The organism is Streptomyces sp. NPDC055815, from assembly GCF_053616475.1.
Window position 1 is genome coordinate 1 of sequence record NZ_JBSHDU010000095.1, and the last position, 15,476, is coordinate 15,476.

Below are 15,476 nucleotides of genomic sequence, written 5' to 3' on the forward strand. Positions count from 1 at the left end.
TTGGCACGCTGTTGAGTTCTCAAGGTGCGGACGCTTCCTTCGTTCCTGTTTCCAGGCCCTCCGGGCGCTTCCTTCGTTTCCGACTCTATCAGATCCTTTCGGCGTCTGATTCCCAGTCAGCGGGATTTGTCTTTCCGGCTGTTGGGCCGTTCCGACGAGTGAGACTTTAGCGGATTCCCTGCCCCCGACGCTAATCGGGCCGCTGCGCTCAAACCTTCGAACGCGGATTCCTCATTTCGCAAAAACGCACGGAAAGCACGACGGCACGACAAAGCACCGTCAGCTTCAGTGGTTCTTGCGGAATGGCTGTCCGGGGCCGACCGGGGTCGGTGCTCACGTCGGACAACTCGGAGAACCATACGGATCGGGGGGTTCCGTGTCAACCCTGGTCCCTGGGGGTTCCTCTGCCCGGGTGACGGAAGGCGTGACGGTAGTCGCGGGGGCTGGTGCCCAGGTGGGTGGCGAAGTGCTGGCGCATGGTGACCTCGCTGCCGAAGCCGGCTCGGCGGGCCACCTCGGGGAGGGGGTGGTCGGTCCGTTCGAGGAGCTTCTGGGCTGCCGCGACGCGCTGGGTGATGAGCCAGTGGAGGGGGGTCGTTCCCGTCGTCGCGTGGAAGTGGCGGGCGAAGGAGCGGGGGGACATCCCGGCGAGCGCGGCCAGGCTCGCGACCGTGTGGGGTTCGGCGAGGTGGGCCAGGGCGTGGGCGCGTACGGCGGCGAGGGCGTCGGCGTCCCGGTCGGCGCGGGGTGTGGGGTGCTCGATGAACTGGGCCTGGGTCCCCGTACGGAAGGGGGCGGTGACCATCGAGCGGGCGACCGCGGCGGCGGCTTCGGCGCCGTGGGCGGTACGGACGAGGTGGAGGCAGAGGTCGATGCCCGCCGCCGTGCCGGCCGAGGTCCAGATGCCCGTGTCCTCGACGAAGAGGGCGTCCGGTTCGACCTGGACGGACGGGTGGAGGGCGGCCAGGGTGCTCGCGAGGTGCCAGTGGGTGACGGCGCGGCGGCCGTCCAGGAGGCCGGCGCGGGCGAGGACGAAGGCGCCGGCGCAGAGCGAGGCGACCGGGATGCCGGCGGTGTGGGCGCGGCGGAGGGCGTCGAGGACGGGGGCCGGGAGTTCGGCGTAGGGGTCCTCGATGCCGGGGACGACGACCAGGTCGGTGGGGGTGAGGTCGTCGAGCCAGCTGAGCGGGCGGTCGGGGGTGAGGGTGAGGCCGCCGCGCAGGGGGATGGGGGTGTGCGGGTCGGTGGCGGTGCGGCGGAGTTCGAAGGGCGGGACGCCGCGGAGGGTGCGGTCGCTGTCCCAGACCTCGGTGATGACGGAGATGTCGAAGGCTCTGATGCCGGGGAAGGCGAGGAGCGCGATGCGTTGGGGCTGGGGTGTGGGCGTCGGTGGCACCTTGGCAGTAAAGCATCGATCGCTGGCATTCGTACCTCTGGGAGGCGGCTGCCTGCGGCGGGAGGATCGTTGTCATGGAGATCAACGAGAACGCAGCGCTGGTGGTCATCGATGTGCAGAAGGGCTTCGAGCAGGAGTTCTGGGGGCGGCGGAACAACCCGGAGGCCGAGGCGAACATCGCGGCTCTGATCGACGTCTGGCAGGAGACGGGGCGGCCGGTCGTCTTCGTACGGCATGACTCTCCCCGGGCTGGTTCGCCGCTGGAGCCGGGGACCGAGGGGAACGAGTTCAAGGACTTCGTCGAGGAGCGGCGGGGGAAGGGGTCCGGCCCGGAGCTGTTCGTGACGAAGTCCGTGAACTCCGCCTTCTACGGGGAGCCGGATCTGGACGCCTGGCTGAAGGGCGCGGGGGTCACGCAGTTCGTGGTGGTGGGGATCCAGACCAACATGTGCAACGAGACCACGGCCCGGATGGGCGGGAACCTCGGGTACGACGTGCTGTTCCCGCTGGACGCGATGCACACCTTCGACCTGGCCGGGCCGTTCGGCTGGGCGCAGACGGCGGAGGAGCTGACCCGGGCGACGGCGGTGTCGCTGCACGGTGGGCGGTTCGCCCGGGTCGTGTCCACGGAGGACGTGCTGAAGGGCGCGTCCGCCGGGTGAGGGGTCAGCCGTTGCCGGAGGCGAGCTCGCGGCTGCGGTCGCGGGCCGCTTCCAGGGCGGCGATCAGGGCGGCCCGTACGCCGTGGTTCTCCAGTTCGCGGATGGCGCTGATGGTGGTGCCGGCCGGGGAGGTGACGGCCTCGCGGAGCTTGACCGGGTGCTCGCCGCTGTCGCGGAGCATCACGGCGGCGCCGATGGCGGCCTGGACGATGAGGTCGTGGGCCTGGGCGCGGGGCAGGCCGAGGAGGATGCCGGCGTCGGTCATGGCCTCGACGAGGAAGTAGAAGTACGCGGGTCCGGAGCCGGAGAGGGCGGTGGCGGCGTCCTGCTGGGACTCGGGGACGCGGAGGGTCTTGCCGACGCCGCCGAAGATCTCCTCCGCGTGGGCGAGGTGCTCGGGGGTGGCGTGGCTGCCGGCCGAGATGACGGACATGCCCTCGTCGACGAGGACGGGGGTGTTCGGCATGACGCGGACGACGGGGGTGCCGGCGGTGAGGCGGTCCTCGATGAAGGAGGTGGGGATGCCCGCCGCCGCGCTGATGACGAGGCGGTCCGCGGTGACGTGCGGGGTCAGCTCGTCGAGGAGGCGGCCCATGTCCTGCGGCTTGACGGCCAGGATGAGGGTGTCGGCGCGCTTGGCGGCCTCGGCGTTGGTGACGGTCTCGACGCCGTAGCGGGTGCGGAGTTCCTCGGCGCGTTCGGCGCGGCGGGTGGTGACGAGGAGGTTCGTGGGGCGCCAGCCGGCGCGGATCATGCCGCTGAGGAGCGCTTCACCGATCTTGCCGGTGCCGAGGACTGCGACGGTCTGGGTCATGGGTCTGTTCACCTCGCCGGAGGGGGCCTTTTCGACATCCTTTCACCGCTGGGGCCGTGGGTGCGTGGGGTGTCCGAGGGGCGGTCAGGCGGTGCGGCGGCGGAGGGTGGCGGCGCCGAGGCCGAGGACGAGGACGGCGCAGCCCGCGACGACGAGGGCGTCGCGGATGAAGTCGGGGGTCATGTCGGGGTGGTGGAGGACCTCGTTCATGCCGTCGACGGCGTACGACATGGGGAGGGCGTTCGAGAGGGCCTCCAGGGCGGGGGCCATGCGGTCGCGCGGGGTGAACAGGCCGCAGAGCAGGAGCTGGGGGAAGATCACGGCCGGCATGAACTGGACGGCCTGGAACTCGGACGCGGCGAAGGCGGAGACGAAGAGGCCGAGGGCGGTGCCGAGGAGGGCGTCGAGGAGGGCCACCAGGAGCAGGAGCCAGGGGGAGCCGATGACGTCGAGGCCGAGGAACCAGAGGGCGAGGCCGGTGGCCAGGAGGGACTGGAGGACGGCGACGAGCCCGAAGGCGAGGGCGTAGCCGGCGATGAGGTCGGCCTTGCCGAGGGGCATGGCGAGGAGGCGTTCCAGGGTGCCGGAGGTGCGTTCCCTGAGGGTCGCGATGGAGGTCACCAGGAACATGGTGATGAGCGGGAAGATGCCGAGGAGCGAGGCGCCGATGCTGTCGAAGGTGCGCGGGCTTCCGTCGAAGACGTAGCGGAGCAGGAAGAGCATCAGGCAGGGGACGAGGAGCATCAGGGCGATCGAGCGCGGGTCGTGGCGCAGCTGGCGCAGGACGCGGGCGGAGGTGGCGAGGGTGCGGTTCGCGTTCACGGTCGCTCCTGGTCGGCGGCGGTTCGGGCGGTGGCTTGAGCCGCTGTTCTGGCTGCGGCTTGGGCGGCGCGGGTGTTCGCCGCGTCCACGAGGTGCAGGAAGGCCTCTTCGACGGTGGCCGTGTCGTTGCGGCGGCGGAGGTCGTCGGGGGTGTCCTCGGCGAGGATCTCGCCCTCGCGCATGAGGAGGAGCCGATGGCAGCGCTCGGCCTCGTCCATGACGTGTGAGGAGACGAGGAGGGTGGTGCCGCGGTCGGCGGCGAGGCGGTGGAAGAGGTTCCACAGGTCGCGGCGGAGGACGGGGTCGAGGCCGACCGTGGGTTCGTCGAGGACGAGGAGCTCCGGGGTGCCGAGGAGGGCGACGGCGAGGGAGACGCGGCTGCGCTGTCCGCCGGAGAGCCTCCCGGCGAGGGAGTCGGCGTGGTCGGCCAGGTCGACGTCCTCGATCGCCCGGTCGACGGCGGTGCGGCGCTCGTGGCGGTGGGCGCGGCCGGGGAGCAGGACGGCGGCGAAGTAGTCGAGGTTCTGGCGGACGGTGAGGTCGTCGTAGACGGACGGGGCCTGGGTGACGTAGCCGATGCGGGAGCGGAGGGTGGGGTCGCCTGCGGGGCGGCCGAGGACCTGGAGCGTGCCGGTGACCTTGGCCTGGGTGCCGACGATGGCGCGCATGAGGGTGGTTTTGCCGCAGCCTGAGGGGCCGAGGAGGCCGGTGACCTGGCCCGTGGGGACGGTGAAGTCGATGCCGCGGAGGGCCTGGCGGTCGCCTCGTGTGGCGGTGAGGTTCTGGGCGGTGATGGCCTGCGTGTCCGTGGCCTCGCCCGCCGGGTTATTCATCATGCGATGAATAGTGGGGCTGGGGGTGCGGGGCGTCAAGGACCTGGGCGGGGTCGGTGGGCTGCGGGTGGGGGTGGGTGCGGAATCGCGCCGCGCTCGTGGTGCGGGTTCAGGCTCGGAACGCGGAGGCGCCACTTAGGGCGCCGTCCCGTGTGCCCACCCTCCCCCAAGCTCTCGGCTTCGCTCGAGCAGGGGGACCCCCATCGCCCCAGCGGGACGATTGCCCACACGGGCGTGGGCGGCGGCCCACACGGGCGGGCCGCTCCTACTTGCGCTTCGGCTTCTTGCGGGTTGCCGGGTTGCCCGTGCGGGTGTTGCGGCGCTTCTCGTACTGCGCCGCGGCCGTCTCGTACTCCGTGCGGTGGAGCTTCTCGCCCGGGGCCTCGACGAAGCAGCGGGCCGCGTAGGCGAGGAGGGCGCCGATGAAGCCGATCGCCTTCAGGCTGCGGAGGGACTCCTCGCGGGCCGGGTCGGCCGGGCGCCGGACGAAGCCCTCCCAGGTCTTGGCGAAGGCGATGGCGCTGCAGACGGCGAACATGAGGACGACGAGCGTGTTGACGATGCCGCCGACGTCGGCGATCTGCAGGCCCTCGTAGGCGAAGCGCAGCACGAAGCACGCCGCGACGGCGGCGGCGAGCGCGGCGGCGGCGAGGCCGGCACGGCGCAGTGCGTAGTGGCCGCTGTGGTCGACCCAGGTCGTGCCGAAGAAGCGGATCTCCTCCGGCTGCGGTCCGGTCTTGGTCTGCTCTTCGTCGCTCACAGGGTCGATTATCCCCGGGCGGCGGGTGGAAGGGCTCAGGGGCAGCGCGGTGCGACCATGCCGTCGCTGCCCGTGTGGACGTAGGCGTCGGCGACGTACTCGCCCGGCGCTATGTTGTCCCAGATGTTCGTCGTGCCGTACGGGCCGCTGACCCACTCGCCGTACTTCTGGCACTGGATGGCGACGGTGGCTCCCAGCGCCAGCACCCGGACGATCGGGTACTTGGTGCTCGGTCCCGAGCGCACGTTGACCCGGTAGCCGGGCGCGACCTCGTAGCGCGTGGTCATGGTGTCCTCCCCCTGTGGCGCGAACGGTGGCGCAAAAGCGCTCCGCCGAGTTTCACTCTCCGCGACGCGCAGGCTAGCAAGCCCCGCCGACATCCCGGGTGTCATGGACTAGGCTCCGTCGGGTCGCGCACGTGCGCGCGATGTGACGGGCGACTCACGGGGGTGGGCGATGCCACCGTTGCGCGGTACCGATGCCGAGCGGTATGCGGAGGAGCCCGAGTACGCGGGCGACTACCGCCTCCAGGCATGTCTGGGGGCCGGCGGCATGGGCGTCGTGCACCTCGCGTCCTCCGCCTCGGGCCTGCGGCTCGCGGTCAAGGTCGTGCACGCACGGTATGCGGAGGACCCCGAGTTCAGGGCGCGTTTCCGCCAGGAGGTCGCGGCCGCCCGCCGGGTCAGCGGGGCCTTCACCGCGCCGGTCGTGGACGCCGACCCCGATGCCGTACGCCCCTGGATGGCGACCCTCTACGTGCCCGGCCCCACGCTCGCCGACCAGGTGAAGCGGAACGGTCCGCTGTCCCCGGCCGAACTGCGCCGGCTCACCGCCGGGCTCGCGGAGGCGCTGCGCGACATCCACCGGGCCGGGGTCGTCCACCGGGACCTCAAGCCCAGCAACGTCCTGCTGACCGACACCGGCCCGAAGGTCATCGACTTCGGGATCTCCCGGCCGGTCGACAGCGATCTGCACACGGAGACGGGCAAGCTCATCGGCTCGCCGCCGTTCATGGCGCCCGAGCAGTTCCAGCGGCCGCGGGAGGTCGGGCCGGCGGCGGACGTCTTCGCGCTGGGCTCGGTGCTCGTGCACGCGGCCACCGGGCACGGTCCGTTCGACTCGGACAGCCCGTACATCGTGGCGTACCAGGTCGTCCACGACGAGCCGGATCTGACGGGGGTGCCGGCCGACCTGGCGCCGCTCGTCGCCCGCTGCCTCGCCAAGGAGCCGGTCGAGCGGCCGACCCCGGCCCAGATCATGCAGGCGCTGCTGCCTCCCTCGTACGAGGCCGACGCCTTCATACCGGCACAGCGGCGGCGGCCTTCCCTGCCGGAGGCCGACGGCGGCCACGCGCCCGCGTGGGACGCGGACACGCCCGTACGGGCCGACGCGCCGGCCCCGCCCCGTCGCGGGTCGCGCCTCGGGAGGCGGATCCGGCCGCGCCCGACGATCGCCGTCGTCGGCGCGCTCGCGCTGACCGCGGCCGGCCTGTACGCGGCGCTCGACCGGCCGGCGGACCACGGGCCCGAGACCCCCACGCGCCCGGCCGAGGTGGCCACCTCCTTCGCCGGCTGGCACACCCCGCTCCAGCAGCACGGCCCGACGGCCGCGCCCGCCTGCGCCCATGACGGGGGCGCGCTGTACTGCACGGCCCGCGGCGTCGGCATCGCCCGGCTCGACCCGGTGACCGGGCAGATCCTCTGGTCGCGGACCGCGCCCGTGCAGGACTCCCCGAACGCCCCCGTACCGCTCGCGGAGGGACTGGTCGGGGCCGCGGCTCCGACGGATCCCCTGCGGGCGTACGCGACCGCCGACGGCGCCCCCGGCTGGACCGCCGGCGGGAAGCTCCCCGAGGTGTACCGGCCGGCCGGTTCCGCCGTCGTCCTGGCCGACGGCGTCGGCGGCATCCGGGCGATCGACGCGCGGAGCGGCAAGGAGCTGTGGCGGCACGGCCTGGCCGGCTTCACGGCCCCTCTGCTGCGGTCGTACGACGCGCCGTCCGGGCTCCTCACGGTGTCCGAGAGCTCCTTCGACGGGACCCACACCCGGGTCGGCGCGATCCGGCCCGCCACCGGCGAGCTGGTCCGGCAGTGGAAGCTGGACGGCAACCTCGAGCCGCTGGGCCGCACCGGTGACGGCACGCTCGTCCTCGCGTCCCTCTACCAGTCCACGCTCGTCGACTCCCTGGTCCTCGTCGGCCCCGGCGAGGGCGACGACGCCCCCGTGCGCAAGGTGCACCTGCCGTACCGGATCGAGCTCCGGGGCATCGCCGTGCGCGGCGCCGTCGTCCATCTGCTCGACGCGGACGGGCGGCTCACCGCCGTCGACACCGCCGCGGCGAAGGGCCGGGTGCTGTGGGGACTGGAGACGGCCGCGGGCAATGTCTCCGCGCCGGTCATCGGGCCGGGCGACCGGCTGTACTTCTCCGCCCAGGACGGCCGTCTGATCGCCGTGGACACCGCGCGCGGGGCGATGATCGGCCAGACCAGGCCGCGGATGCAGAACGGCCGCCTCGACGGGTACGCGACCCTGGTGCCCGCGCCGCTCGTCGCCGGGGACCGGGTCTTCGGGACGGCGCCGGACGGCTCCGTGTTCGCGGTGGACGGGCGCGACCCGGCCTCCTGGTGAGGGCCGGCTGACACGTACGGACGACGGACACGACGGAGGGGAGCGGGCCCGTAGCCCGCTCCCCTCCGTCGTACGTCTCGCTGCCGGGGTCAGCCCAGCTTCGTCACGTCCCGGACCGCGCCCTTGTCGGCGCTGGTCGCCATCGCCGCGTACGCCCGCAGCGCCGCCGACACCTTGCGCTCCCGGTTCTTCGGCGCGTACACGCCGCCGAGGGCCTCGCGGCGGGCCGCGAGGGTCTCGTCGTCGACGAGCAGCTCGATCGAGCGGTTCGGGATGTCGATGCGGATGCGGTCGCCGTCCTCGACGAGGGCGATCGTGCCGCCCGAGGCCGCCTCAGGCGAGGCGTGGCCGATGGAGAGGCCCGAGGTGCCGCCCGAGAAGCGGCCGTCCGTGACGAGGGCGCACGCCTTGCCCAGGCCGCGGCCCTTCAGGTACGAGGTCGGGTAGAGCATCTCCTGCATGCCGGGGCCGCCCTTGGGGCCCTCGTAGCGGATGACGACGACGTCGCCCTCCTTGACCTCCTTGAGGAGGATCTTCTGGACGGCCTCGTCCTGCGACTCGCAGACGACGGCCGGGCCCTCGAAGGTCCAGATCGACTCGTCGACGCCGGCGGTCTTCACGACGCAGCCGTCGACGGCGAGGTTGCCGTGCAGGACCGCGAGGCCGCCGTCCTTCGAGTACGCGTGGGCCACGTCGCGGATGCAGCCGCCGGCCGCGTCCACGTCGAGGGCCTCCCAGCGCTCGGACTGGGAGAAGGCGGTCGCGGAGCGGACGCAGCCGGGGCCCGCGTGGAACAGCTCGACGGCCTCCTCGGAGGCGGCGCCGCCGCGCACGTCCCAGACGTCCAGCCACTCCTTGATGGAGCGGGAGTGGACGGAGTGGACGTCCTCGTTGAGCAGGCCCCCGCGGTACAGCTCGCCGAGGATGGCCGGGATGCCGCCGGCCCGGTGCACGTCCTCCATGTAGTACGTGCGGTCCTTGGCGACGTTCGGGGCGACCTTCGACAGGCAGGGCACCCGGCGGGAGACCTCGTCCATGTCCGGCAGGCCGTAGTCGACCTCGGCCTCCTGGGCGGCGGCGAGCAGGTGCAGGATCGTGTTGGTCGAGCCGCCCATGGCGATGTCGAGGGCCATGGCGTTCTCGAAGGCGGCGCGGGTCGCGATCGAGCGGGGCAGGACGGAGGCGTCGTCCTCGTCGTAGTAGCGACGGGTGATGTCGACGACCGTGCGGGCCGCGTCCTCGTACAGCCCCTTGCGGGCGGTGTGGGTGGCGAGCAGCGAGCCGTTGCCGGGGAGGGAGAGGCCGATGGCCTCGGTCAGGCAGTTCATCGAGTTGGCGGTGAACATGCCGGAACAGGAGCCGCAGGTCGGACAGGCGTTCTCCTCGATCCGGAGCATGTCCTCGTCCGAGATCTTGGGGTTCACGGCGTCGGACATCGCGTCGACCAGGTCGAGCGTGCGGACGGTGCCGTCGACCAGGACCGCGCGGCCGGCCTCCATCGGGCCGCCGGAGACGAAGACCGTCGGGATGTTGAGGCGCAGGGCCGCCATCAGCATGCCGGGGGTGATCTTGTCGCAGTTGGAGATGCAGATCAGGGCGTCGGCGCAGTGCGCCTCGACCATGTACTCCACGCTGTCCGCGATCAGGTCGCGGGAGGGCAGGGAGTAGAGCATGCCGCCGTGGCCCATGGCGATGCCGTCGTCGACGGCGATCGTGTTGAACTCGCGGGCGATGCCGCCGGCGGCGGTGATGGCCTCGGAGACGATCCGGCCGACCGGCTGGAGGTGGGTGTGACCGGGGACGAACTCCGTGAAGGAGTTGGCCACGGCGATGACGGGCTTCCGGCCGATGTCCGCGCCGGGTACACCGGAGGCGCGCATAAGGGCGCGGGCGCCCGCCATGTTGCGGCCGTGGGTGACAGTGCGGGACCTCAGCTCGGGCATCGTCGCTCGCTCCTCGTGATGGGTGTGCTTGCATTCGAGCGTACGCCGACGCTCCAAGATCCGGACAGGGTGTCCGACATGCGGGACGGGTGTTCAGGTCTCGGACGGTCGGCCGGCTCGGGGTCGAGGTCCGGCTTGGGGTGGTCGGCCGGCTCGGGGTCAGGACTCGGGCGGTCGGCCGGCCCGGGTCGGGCCTCGGGTGTCGCGCGGGCCCGGGGTCAGGCTTCGGTCAGGTAGCGCTGGAGGGTCGGGGCCACCTGTTCGACGATCCGCTCCGGGTCCGCCGAGGCCAGCGGCTCGACCTGGATCACGTACCGCATGATCACGATCCCGATCATGTGGGAGGCGGCCAGTTCCGCGCGGAAGCCCGGGTCCGGCACGTCGAGCTCGGCCGCGATCCGCTCCAGGAGCCGGCGCAGCACGAAGGTCCGCAGCACCTTGGCCGCCGCCTCGTGGGTGAGGGCGGAGCGGACGATGGCGAGGAGCGGGGCGCGGGACGCCGGGTTCTCCCAGACGCCGATGAAGAAGCGCGCGAGCCGTTCGCCGATGGCCTCGCGGGGGCCGCCGAGGATGGCCGGGACGACGGCCGTGGGCTCGAAGGAGACCTCGATGGCGGCGGCGAAGACCTCGTCCTTCGTGCCGAAGTAGTGGTGCACGAGCGCCGGGTCCACCCCGGCGGCCTTGGCGATGCCACGGACCGAGGCCTTGTCGTAGCCGCGCTCGGCGAACTGGGCGCGGGCCGCCTCCAGGATGCGGGTCCGGGCGCCCGGACCGCTCTCCTCCTCGGTACGGGACGGTCGGCCGCGCCGGCGCGGGGCCGGGTCGGTCATGGGCGGGGGGCCCGTTCGGCCGGGCGGGCGGCCGTGCCCGGGGCGGGGTGGGCGGCCGCCGAGGCGAGGTGGAGCCGGGTGAAGGCGAGGGCCTCCGCGAGGTCGGCCTCGCGTTCGGCGGCTGACATCGCGCGGCGGGTGTTGACCTCGATGACGACGTGCCCGTCGAAGCCGGTGAGCGCGAGCCGCTCCAGGAGCTCGGCGCAGGGCTGGGTGCCGCGCCCCGGGACGAGGTGCTCGTCCTTGGCGGAGCCCTTGCCGTCGGCGAGGTGGACGTGGCCGAGCCGGTCGCCCATGCGGTCGATCATCGCGAGGGCGTCGGTGCGGGCGGTCGCGGTGTGCGAGAGGTCGACGGTGAAGTGCCGGTAGTCGTCCTTGGTGACGTCCCACTCAGGGGCGTACGCGAGCATCTCGCGGTCCTTGTACCGCCACGGGTACATGTTCTCGACGGCGAACCGGACGTCCGTCTCGTCCGCCATCCGCCAGATGCCGGTCACGAAGTCCTTGGCGTACTGGCGCTGCCAGCGGAACGGCGGGTGCACGACGACCGTCGACGCGCCGAGCCGCTCGGCCGCCGCCTGCGCGCGCTGGAGCTTGGCCCACGGGTCGGTGGACCAGACGCGCTGGGTGATGAGGAGGCAGGGGGCGTGCACGGCCAGGATCGGGACCTGGTGGTAGTCGGAGAGCCGGCGCAGCGCCTCGATGTCCTGGCTGACCGGGTCGGTCCACACCATGACCTCGACGCCGTCGTACCCGAGGCGCGCGGCGATCTCGAAGGCCGTCGCCGTCGACTCCGGATAGACCGAGGCCGTCGACAGGGCGACCTTCGCATCCGGGATGCGCACCACTGGTTCTGCCACGGGGAACAGCGTACGGGGCGGGCCGGGGGGCCGGGGGGTGGTTCCGGTCACGCCCGGGCCCGTACGCGACGCGGCTCGCGGGGACTCCCGTCGGTGCTCGCGGGGACTCCCCGCCGTGCTCGCGGGTACTCCCGTCCGTGCTCGCGGGTACTCACGCCCGTGCTCGCGGGTCCTCCCGGCCGTGCCCGGCTCAGCCCTCCCGGGCTTCCCGTCAGTGCTCCGGCAGGTGGTCCAGGCGGCGCAGGATGACGCCCTCGCGCAGGGCCCAGGGGCAGATCTCCAGCTCCTCGACGCCGAGCAGGTCCATCGCACCCTCGGCGACGAGCGCGCCCGCGAGGACCTGTCCCGCGCGGCCCTCCGAGACGCCGGGCAGGGCGGCCCGCTCGGGCACGGTCATCGCGGCGAGGCGCGGGACCCACTCCTCCAGGGACTTGCGGGTCAGGATCCGCTGGACGTAGAGGCCCTCGCCGGAGCCGGGGGCGCCGGCGATCCTGGCGAGCTGCTTGAAGGTCTTGGAGGTGGCCACGACGTGGTCGGGGCGGCCGAAGCGGCTGAACTCGCCGACCGTACGGGCGATCTGCGCGCGCACATGGCGGCGCAGGGCCTTCACGTCGGCGGTGTCGGCGGGGTCGCCGGGCAGCCAGCCCGCCGTGAGGCGGCCGGCGCCGAGGGGCAGGGAGACCGCCGTGTCCGGGTCCTCGTCGATGCCGAAGGCGACTTCGAGGGAGCCCCCGCCGATGTCGAGGAGGAGCAGCTTGCCGGCGGACCAGCCGAACCAGCGGCGGGCGGCGAGGAAGGTGAGCCGGGCCTCCTCCTCGCCGGTGAGGACCTGGAGGTCGACCCCGGTCTCGTCCTTCACGCGCGCGAGGACCGCGTCGGCGTTGCTGGCCTCGCGCACCGCGGAGGTCGCGAAGGGCAGCACCTCCTCGCAGCCCTTGTCCTCGGCGGCCAGGAGCGCGTCCCGCACGGTCGCGATGAGCCGCTCGACGCCGCCGGGCGCGATCGCGCCCCGCTCGTCGAGCAGTTCGGCGAGCCGCAGCTCTGCCTTGTGCGAGTGGGCGGGCAGCGGTCGGGCGCCGGGGTGGGCGTCCACCACGAGCAGGTGCACTGTGTTCGAACCGACGTCGAGGACTCCGAGTCTCATGGGCGGAACGCTACTGCGCGGAGCCGCATACGCTTGGTGTCGTGCCAAAGACGAAGAAGGCGAAGCCGGACAAAGTGAACGACGGCTCCGACGTGAGCGCGGCCAGGACCGCGCACGCGGCGAAGGCCGTGAAGGCGGTCAAGGTCGGGAAGCAGAAGCGCGGCAAGGCCGAGGAGCCCGACGAGAAGGGCCTCGACTTCGCGCGCGCGTGGGTCGAGTTTCCCGATCCGGCCGACGAGGAGCAGGTCTTCCGCTGTGACCTGACCTGGCTGACCTCCCGCTGGACCTGCATCTTCGGCAACGGCTGCCAGGGCATCCAGGAGGGGCGCGCCGACGACGGCTGCTGCACGCTGGGCGCGCACTTCTCCGACGAGGACGACGAGAAGCGGGTCGCGGAGCACGTGGCGCGGCTCACTCCGGAGCTGTGGCAGTTCCACGACGTCGGTACGGATTCGGGCTGGGTGCAGCTCGACGAGGACGGCGACCGGCAGACCCGCCGCTGGGAGGGGTCCTGCATCTTCCAGAACCGGCCCGGTTTCGCGGGCGGCGCGGGCTGCTCGCTGCACATCCTGGCGATGAAGGAGGGCCGGGAGCCGCTGGAGACGAAGCCGGACGTGTGCTGGCAGCTGCCGGTGCGGCGGACGTACGACTGGATCGACCGGCCCGACGACACCAAGGTCCTCCAGGTGTCGATCGGCGAGTACGACCGGCGCGGCTGGGGTCCGGGCGGTCACGACCTGCACTGGTACTGCACGACGGCGTCGTCGGCGCACGTCGGCGGTGAGCCGGTCTACGTCTCGTACCGGCCGGAGCTGGTCGAGATGATGGGCGAGGAGGCGTACGGGGTCCTGGCCGGGCTGTGCGAGGCGCGGCTCGCCTCGCAGCTGCCGCTGGTGGCTCCGCATCCGGCGGATCCCGCTCCCTAGGACCTCAGGCGGATCCCGTCTCCTAGGACGGTGGTCCCTCCGTCGACGGCGGGGTCGTGCCCGGGTCCGAGGTCGTGGGCGGGGGTTCCTCGGTCGTCGGGGGCGTTGTGGTCGGTTCCGTCGTCGGCTCGGTGGTCGGCGGCGGGGTCGTGGGTTCGGTCGTCGGCGGGGTCGTCGGCGGGGTCGTCGGTTCCGTGGTGGGCGGGGTCGTGGGCGGGGTCGTCGGTTCCGTGGTGGGCGGGCTGGTCGGCGGGGTCGTCGGCTCCGTCGTCGTGACCGGCGGGGGTGTGATGACCCGGCCGGTCGGCGGCTTGGCCTGCCGGTAGCCGTCGATCCTCACCTCCGCGCCCGAGGGGTTCACGCCCACGCGCGCGCTCCAGGGGCCGACGGGTTCGCGGGTGTGGTCGACGCGGACGGTGATCGTGATCTGCTCGCCGGGGCGGAGCGTGCCGGAGGCCCGGTTCACGTACAGCCAGGGTGCGTCCGTCCACAGCGACCAGTCGACGGGCGAGCCGCCGGAGGCGGTGAGCGTGAGCAGGGTGAGGTCGCCGTGGCCGCCGGCGGTGACGGTGATCCAGCCGGCGGCGGGTTCGCCGGGCCGGGCCGGTCGGGTGGGGCCGCCGGGGCTGACGACCTCGACGGAGACGTCGGGGGCGCGGCTGCCCTGGGTGAAGCGGGGCTCGGGGGTTGTGCGGGAGTTCCCCGCGTTCTCGTAGCGGTCGCCGTCCGGGCCCACCGGTTCGTCCGCCTCGCGCGCGCTGATCCTGCGGCCGTCGTGGCCGGCGGTGTCCGCGTCCGGGGTGCCGCGGTAGGAGGTCCACAGGGCGAGGACGGGGGCGGCGACCACGGCGGCGACGACCGTGGTGGTCACCGCGCGGGACCGCATCCGGTCGCGGCGGGCGACGTGGTCCTTCGGGTCCAGGGGGAAGCCGGTCGGCGCGAAGCGCGGGGCGCCGGCACGCGCGCGCGGGACGTGCAGCATCGCCATGTACGCGGCGGCCCGGGGCGCCTCGACGAGCGGCAGCCGGTCCGCGGGGAGGGCCGGGGCGCCGGGCCAGGGGCCCGCGGCGCCGACGCGCTCGGCGGCGCGGCGGCAGCGGGGGCAGTCGTCGACGTGCCGGACGAGTTCGGCGCGCAGGGCGGCCGAGAGGAGCACCTGGTGGTCGCCGGTGAGCCGGGCGACGGTGGGGCAGCTGCCGGTCTCGACGACCGCGAGGGCGGCGCGGGTGCGCTCGACCTCGCAGCCGGCGGTGGCGAGGAGTTCGCGGGCGGCGAGCGGGTCGAGGGAGAGCACGGCGGCGACCTGGCGGTGGCTGAGGCCGTGCCGCACGGCGAGCTCCAGGGCCTCGCGCTGCTCGGGCGTGGTGCCCGCGGCCTCGGGCCAGGCGAGCTGGGCGAGCTCGGCGCGGCGGCGCTCGGCGGTCTCCTCGGAGACCCGGGGCGGCTCGGGGGCGGTGACGGCCGGGCGGCCGGTGTGGGCGCCCTGGCGCTTGCGGCGCTGCTCGCCGAGGCTGCGCAGACAGGCCCAGCGGGCGAGGGCGTACAGCCAGGCCGTGCGTCCGTCCTCGTCGGAGGGGCAGCGGCCGTGGTGGCGCTCGGCGACGGCGAGGACGTCGCCGAGGACGGCGGTGGCCGTGTCGTGGTCGCAGAGCACGGAGAGGCAGTACGTGAAGAGGCCGTCGAGGGCGGCCTCGTAACGGGCGGGGGGACGCCGGCCGAGCGTGCGCGGTCCCTGGTCCGCGGCGCGGTGCGCCCGGTGTGCGCCGGTGGTGCGTGCGGGGGATTCCAGCCTGCTGCTCGTCACGGGGCGACCGTAGGCAGGACGGGGGGCACTCTTCGTACCGGTTGCTCCATTCTC

14 protein-coding genes are annotated in these 15,476 nt (G+C 73.3%); 3 read left to right on the forward strand and 11 right to left on the reverse strand.

What is annotated here, in order from left to right; translation table 11 throughout:
- Positions 1-379: 379 nt before the first annotated feature.
- Positions 380-1,396 carry a GlxA family transcriptional regulator gene (locus ACWGN5_RS36650; RefSeq protein ID WP_453522732.1) on the reverse strand — a complete coding sequence of 339 codons (1,017 nt, stop codon included), beginning with the start codon at positions 1,394-1,396 and terminating at the stop codon, positions 380-382.
- A 74-nt stretch (positions 1,397-1,470) separates the two neighbouring features.
- Between ACWGN5_RS36650 and ACWGN5_RS36655 the strand changes: the two genes are divergently transcribed.
- Positions 1,471-2,058: a cysteine hydrolase family protein gene (locus tag ACWGN5_RS36655; RefSeq protein WP_453522733.1), complete on the forward strand. Its 588-nt coding sequence runs from the start codon at positions 1,471-1,473 to the stop codon at positions 2,056-2,058.
- Between the two features lie 4 nt (positions 2,059-2,062).
- On the opposite strand, the gene proC is transcribed toward ACWGN5_RS36655, so the two are convergent.
- The 5 genes from proC to ACWGN5_RS36680 form a co-directional block, all read right to left on the reverse strand.
- Positions 2,063-2,872: a pyrroline-5-carboxylate reductase gene (proC, locus tag ACWGN5_RS36660; RefSeq protein WP_453522734.1), complete on the reverse strand. Its 810-nt coding sequence runs from the start codon at positions 2,870-2,872 to the stop codon at positions 2,063-2,065.
- A gap of 84 nt (positions 2,873-2,956) precedes the next feature.
- On the reverse strand, positions 2,957-3,694 hold the full coding sequence (locus ACWGN5_RS36665; protein ID WP_453522735.1) for an ABC transporter permease: 738 nt from the start codon (positions 3,692-3,694) through the stop codon (positions 2,957-2,959).
- Positions 3,691-4,527, reverse strand: coding sequence for an ABC transporter ATP-binding protein (locus ACWGN5_RS36670; RefSeq protein ID WP_453522754.1), 837 nt, complete (start codon positions 4,525-4,527; stop codon positions 3,691-3,693). The genes ACWGN5_RS36665 and ACWGN5_RS36670 overlap by 4 nt, the downstream gene beginning before the upstream one ends.
- Before the next feature lie 265 nt (positions 4,528-4,792).
- On the reverse strand, positions 4,793-5,287 hold the full coding sequence (locus tag ACWGN5_RS36675; protein WP_453522736.1) for a hypothetical protein: 495 nt from the start codon (positions 5,285-5,287) through the stop codon (positions 4,793-4,795).
- A gap of 35 nt (positions 5,288-5,322) precedes the next feature.
- Positions 5,323-5,667, reverse strand: a complete 345-nt coding sequence (locus ACWGN5_RS36680; RefSeq protein WP_453522755.1) for an SH3 domain-containing protein — start codon at positions 5,665-5,667, stop codon at positions 5,323-5,325.
- 76 nt (positions 5,668-5,743) lie between these two features.
- Between ACWGN5_RS36680 and ACWGN5_RS36685 the strand changes: the two genes are divergently transcribed.
- Positions 5,744-7,915, forward strand: a complete 2,172-nt coding sequence (locus tag ACWGN5_RS36685; protein WP_453522737.1) for a protein kinase domain-containing protein — start codon at positions 5,744-5,746, stop codon at positions 7,913-7,915.
- Between the two features lie 89 nt (positions 7,916-8,004).
- Here ACWGN5_RS36685 and ilvD read toward each other — a convergent pair whose 3' ends face one another.
- The 4 genes from ilvD to ACWGN5_RS36705 all read right to left on the reverse strand — a co-directional run bounded on the left by ilvD (position 8,005) and on the right by ACWGN5_RS36705 (position 12,692).
- Positions 8,005-9,858, reverse strand: a complete 1,854-nt coding sequence (ilvD, locus tag ACWGN5_RS36690; protein WP_453522738.1) for a dihydroxy-acid dehydratase — start codon at positions 9,856-9,858, stop codon at positions 8,005-8,007.
- A 218-nt stretch (positions 9,859-10,076) separates the two neighbouring features.
- On the reverse strand, positions 10,077-10,688 hold the full coding sequence (locus ACWGN5_RS36695; protein WP_369144883.1) for a TetR/AcrR family transcriptional regulator: 612 nt from the start codon (positions 10,686-10,688) through the stop codon (positions 10,077-10,079).
- Positions 10,685-11,548 carry a sugar phosphate isomerase/epimerase family protein gene (locus tag ACWGN5_RS36700; protein WP_453522739.1) on the reverse strand — a complete coding sequence of 288 codons (864 nt, stop codon included), beginning with the start codon at positions 11,546-11,548 and terminating at the stop codon, positions 10,685-10,687. Before ACWGN5_RS36700 ends, ACWGN5_RS36695 begins: the two co-directional genes overlap by 4 nt.
- A gap of 211 nt (positions 11,549-11,759) precedes the next feature.
- The gene (locus tag ACWGN5_RS36705) at positions 11,760-12,692 is read right to left on the reverse strand and encodes a Ppx/GppA phosphatase family protein (RefSeq protein ID WP_453522740.1); all 933 of its coding nucleotides are present in this window, start codon (positions 12,690-12,692) and stop codon (positions 11,760-11,762) included.
- A 41-nt stretch (positions 12,693-12,733) separates the two neighbouring features.
- Between ACWGN5_RS36705 and ACWGN5_RS36710 the strand changes: the two genes are divergently transcribed.
- Positions 12,734-13,618 carry a hypothetical protein gene (locus ACWGN5_RS36710; protein WP_453522741.1) on the forward strand — a complete coding sequence of 295 codons (885 nt, stop codon included), beginning with the start codon at positions 12,734-12,736 and terminating at the stop codon, positions 13,616-13,618.
- A gap of 22 nt (positions 13,619-13,640) precedes the next feature.
- Here the strand turns inward: ACWGN5_RS36710 and ACWGN5_RS36715 are convergent, their stop codons facing one another.
- Positions 13,641-15,422: a BACON domain-containing protein gene (locus tag ACWGN5_RS36715; protein ID WP_453522742.1), complete on the reverse strand. Its 1,782-nt coding sequence runs from the start codon at positions 15,420-15,422 to the stop codon at positions 13,641-13,643.
- Between the last annotated feature and the right edge of the window lie 54 nt (positions 15,423-15,476).

Excerpts from the sequence above, each read along its gene's own strand:
- ACWGN5_RS36655 (WP_453522733.1), top strand. The coding sequence starts at position 1,471 with ATGGAGATCAACGAGAACGCAGCGCTGGTGGTCATCGATGTGCAGAAG.
- ACWGN5_RS36685 (WP_453522737.1), top strand. The coding sequence starts at position 5,744 with ATGCCACCGTTGCGCGGTACCGATGCCGAGCGGTATGCGGAGGAGCCC.
- ACWGN5_RS36695 (WP_369144883.1), bottom strand. The coding sequence starts at position 10,688 with ATGACCGACCCGGCCCCGCGCCGGCGCGGCCGACCGTCCCGTACCGAG.
- ACWGN5_RS36670 (WP_453522754.1), bottom strand. The coding sequence starts at position 4,527 with ATGAATAACCCGGCGGGCGAGGCCACGGACACGCAGGCCATCACCGCC.
- ACWGN5_RS36705 (WP_453522740.1), bottom strand. The coding sequence starts at position 12,692 with ATGAGACTCGGAGTCCTCGACGTCGGTTCGAACACAGTGCACCTGCTC.
- ilvD (WP_453522738.1), bottom strand. The coding sequence starts at position 9,858 with ATGCCCGAGCTGAGGTCCCGCACTGTCACCCACGGCCGCAACATGGCG.
- ACWGN5_RS36680 (WP_453522755.1), bottom strand. The coding sequence starts at position 5,667 with ATGTCGGCGGGGCTTGCTAGCCTGCGCGTCGCGGAGAGTGAAACTCGG.
- proC (WP_453522734.1), bottom strand. The coding sequence starts at position 2,872 with ATGACCCAGACCGTCGCAGTCCTCGGCACCGGCAAGATCGGTGAAGCG.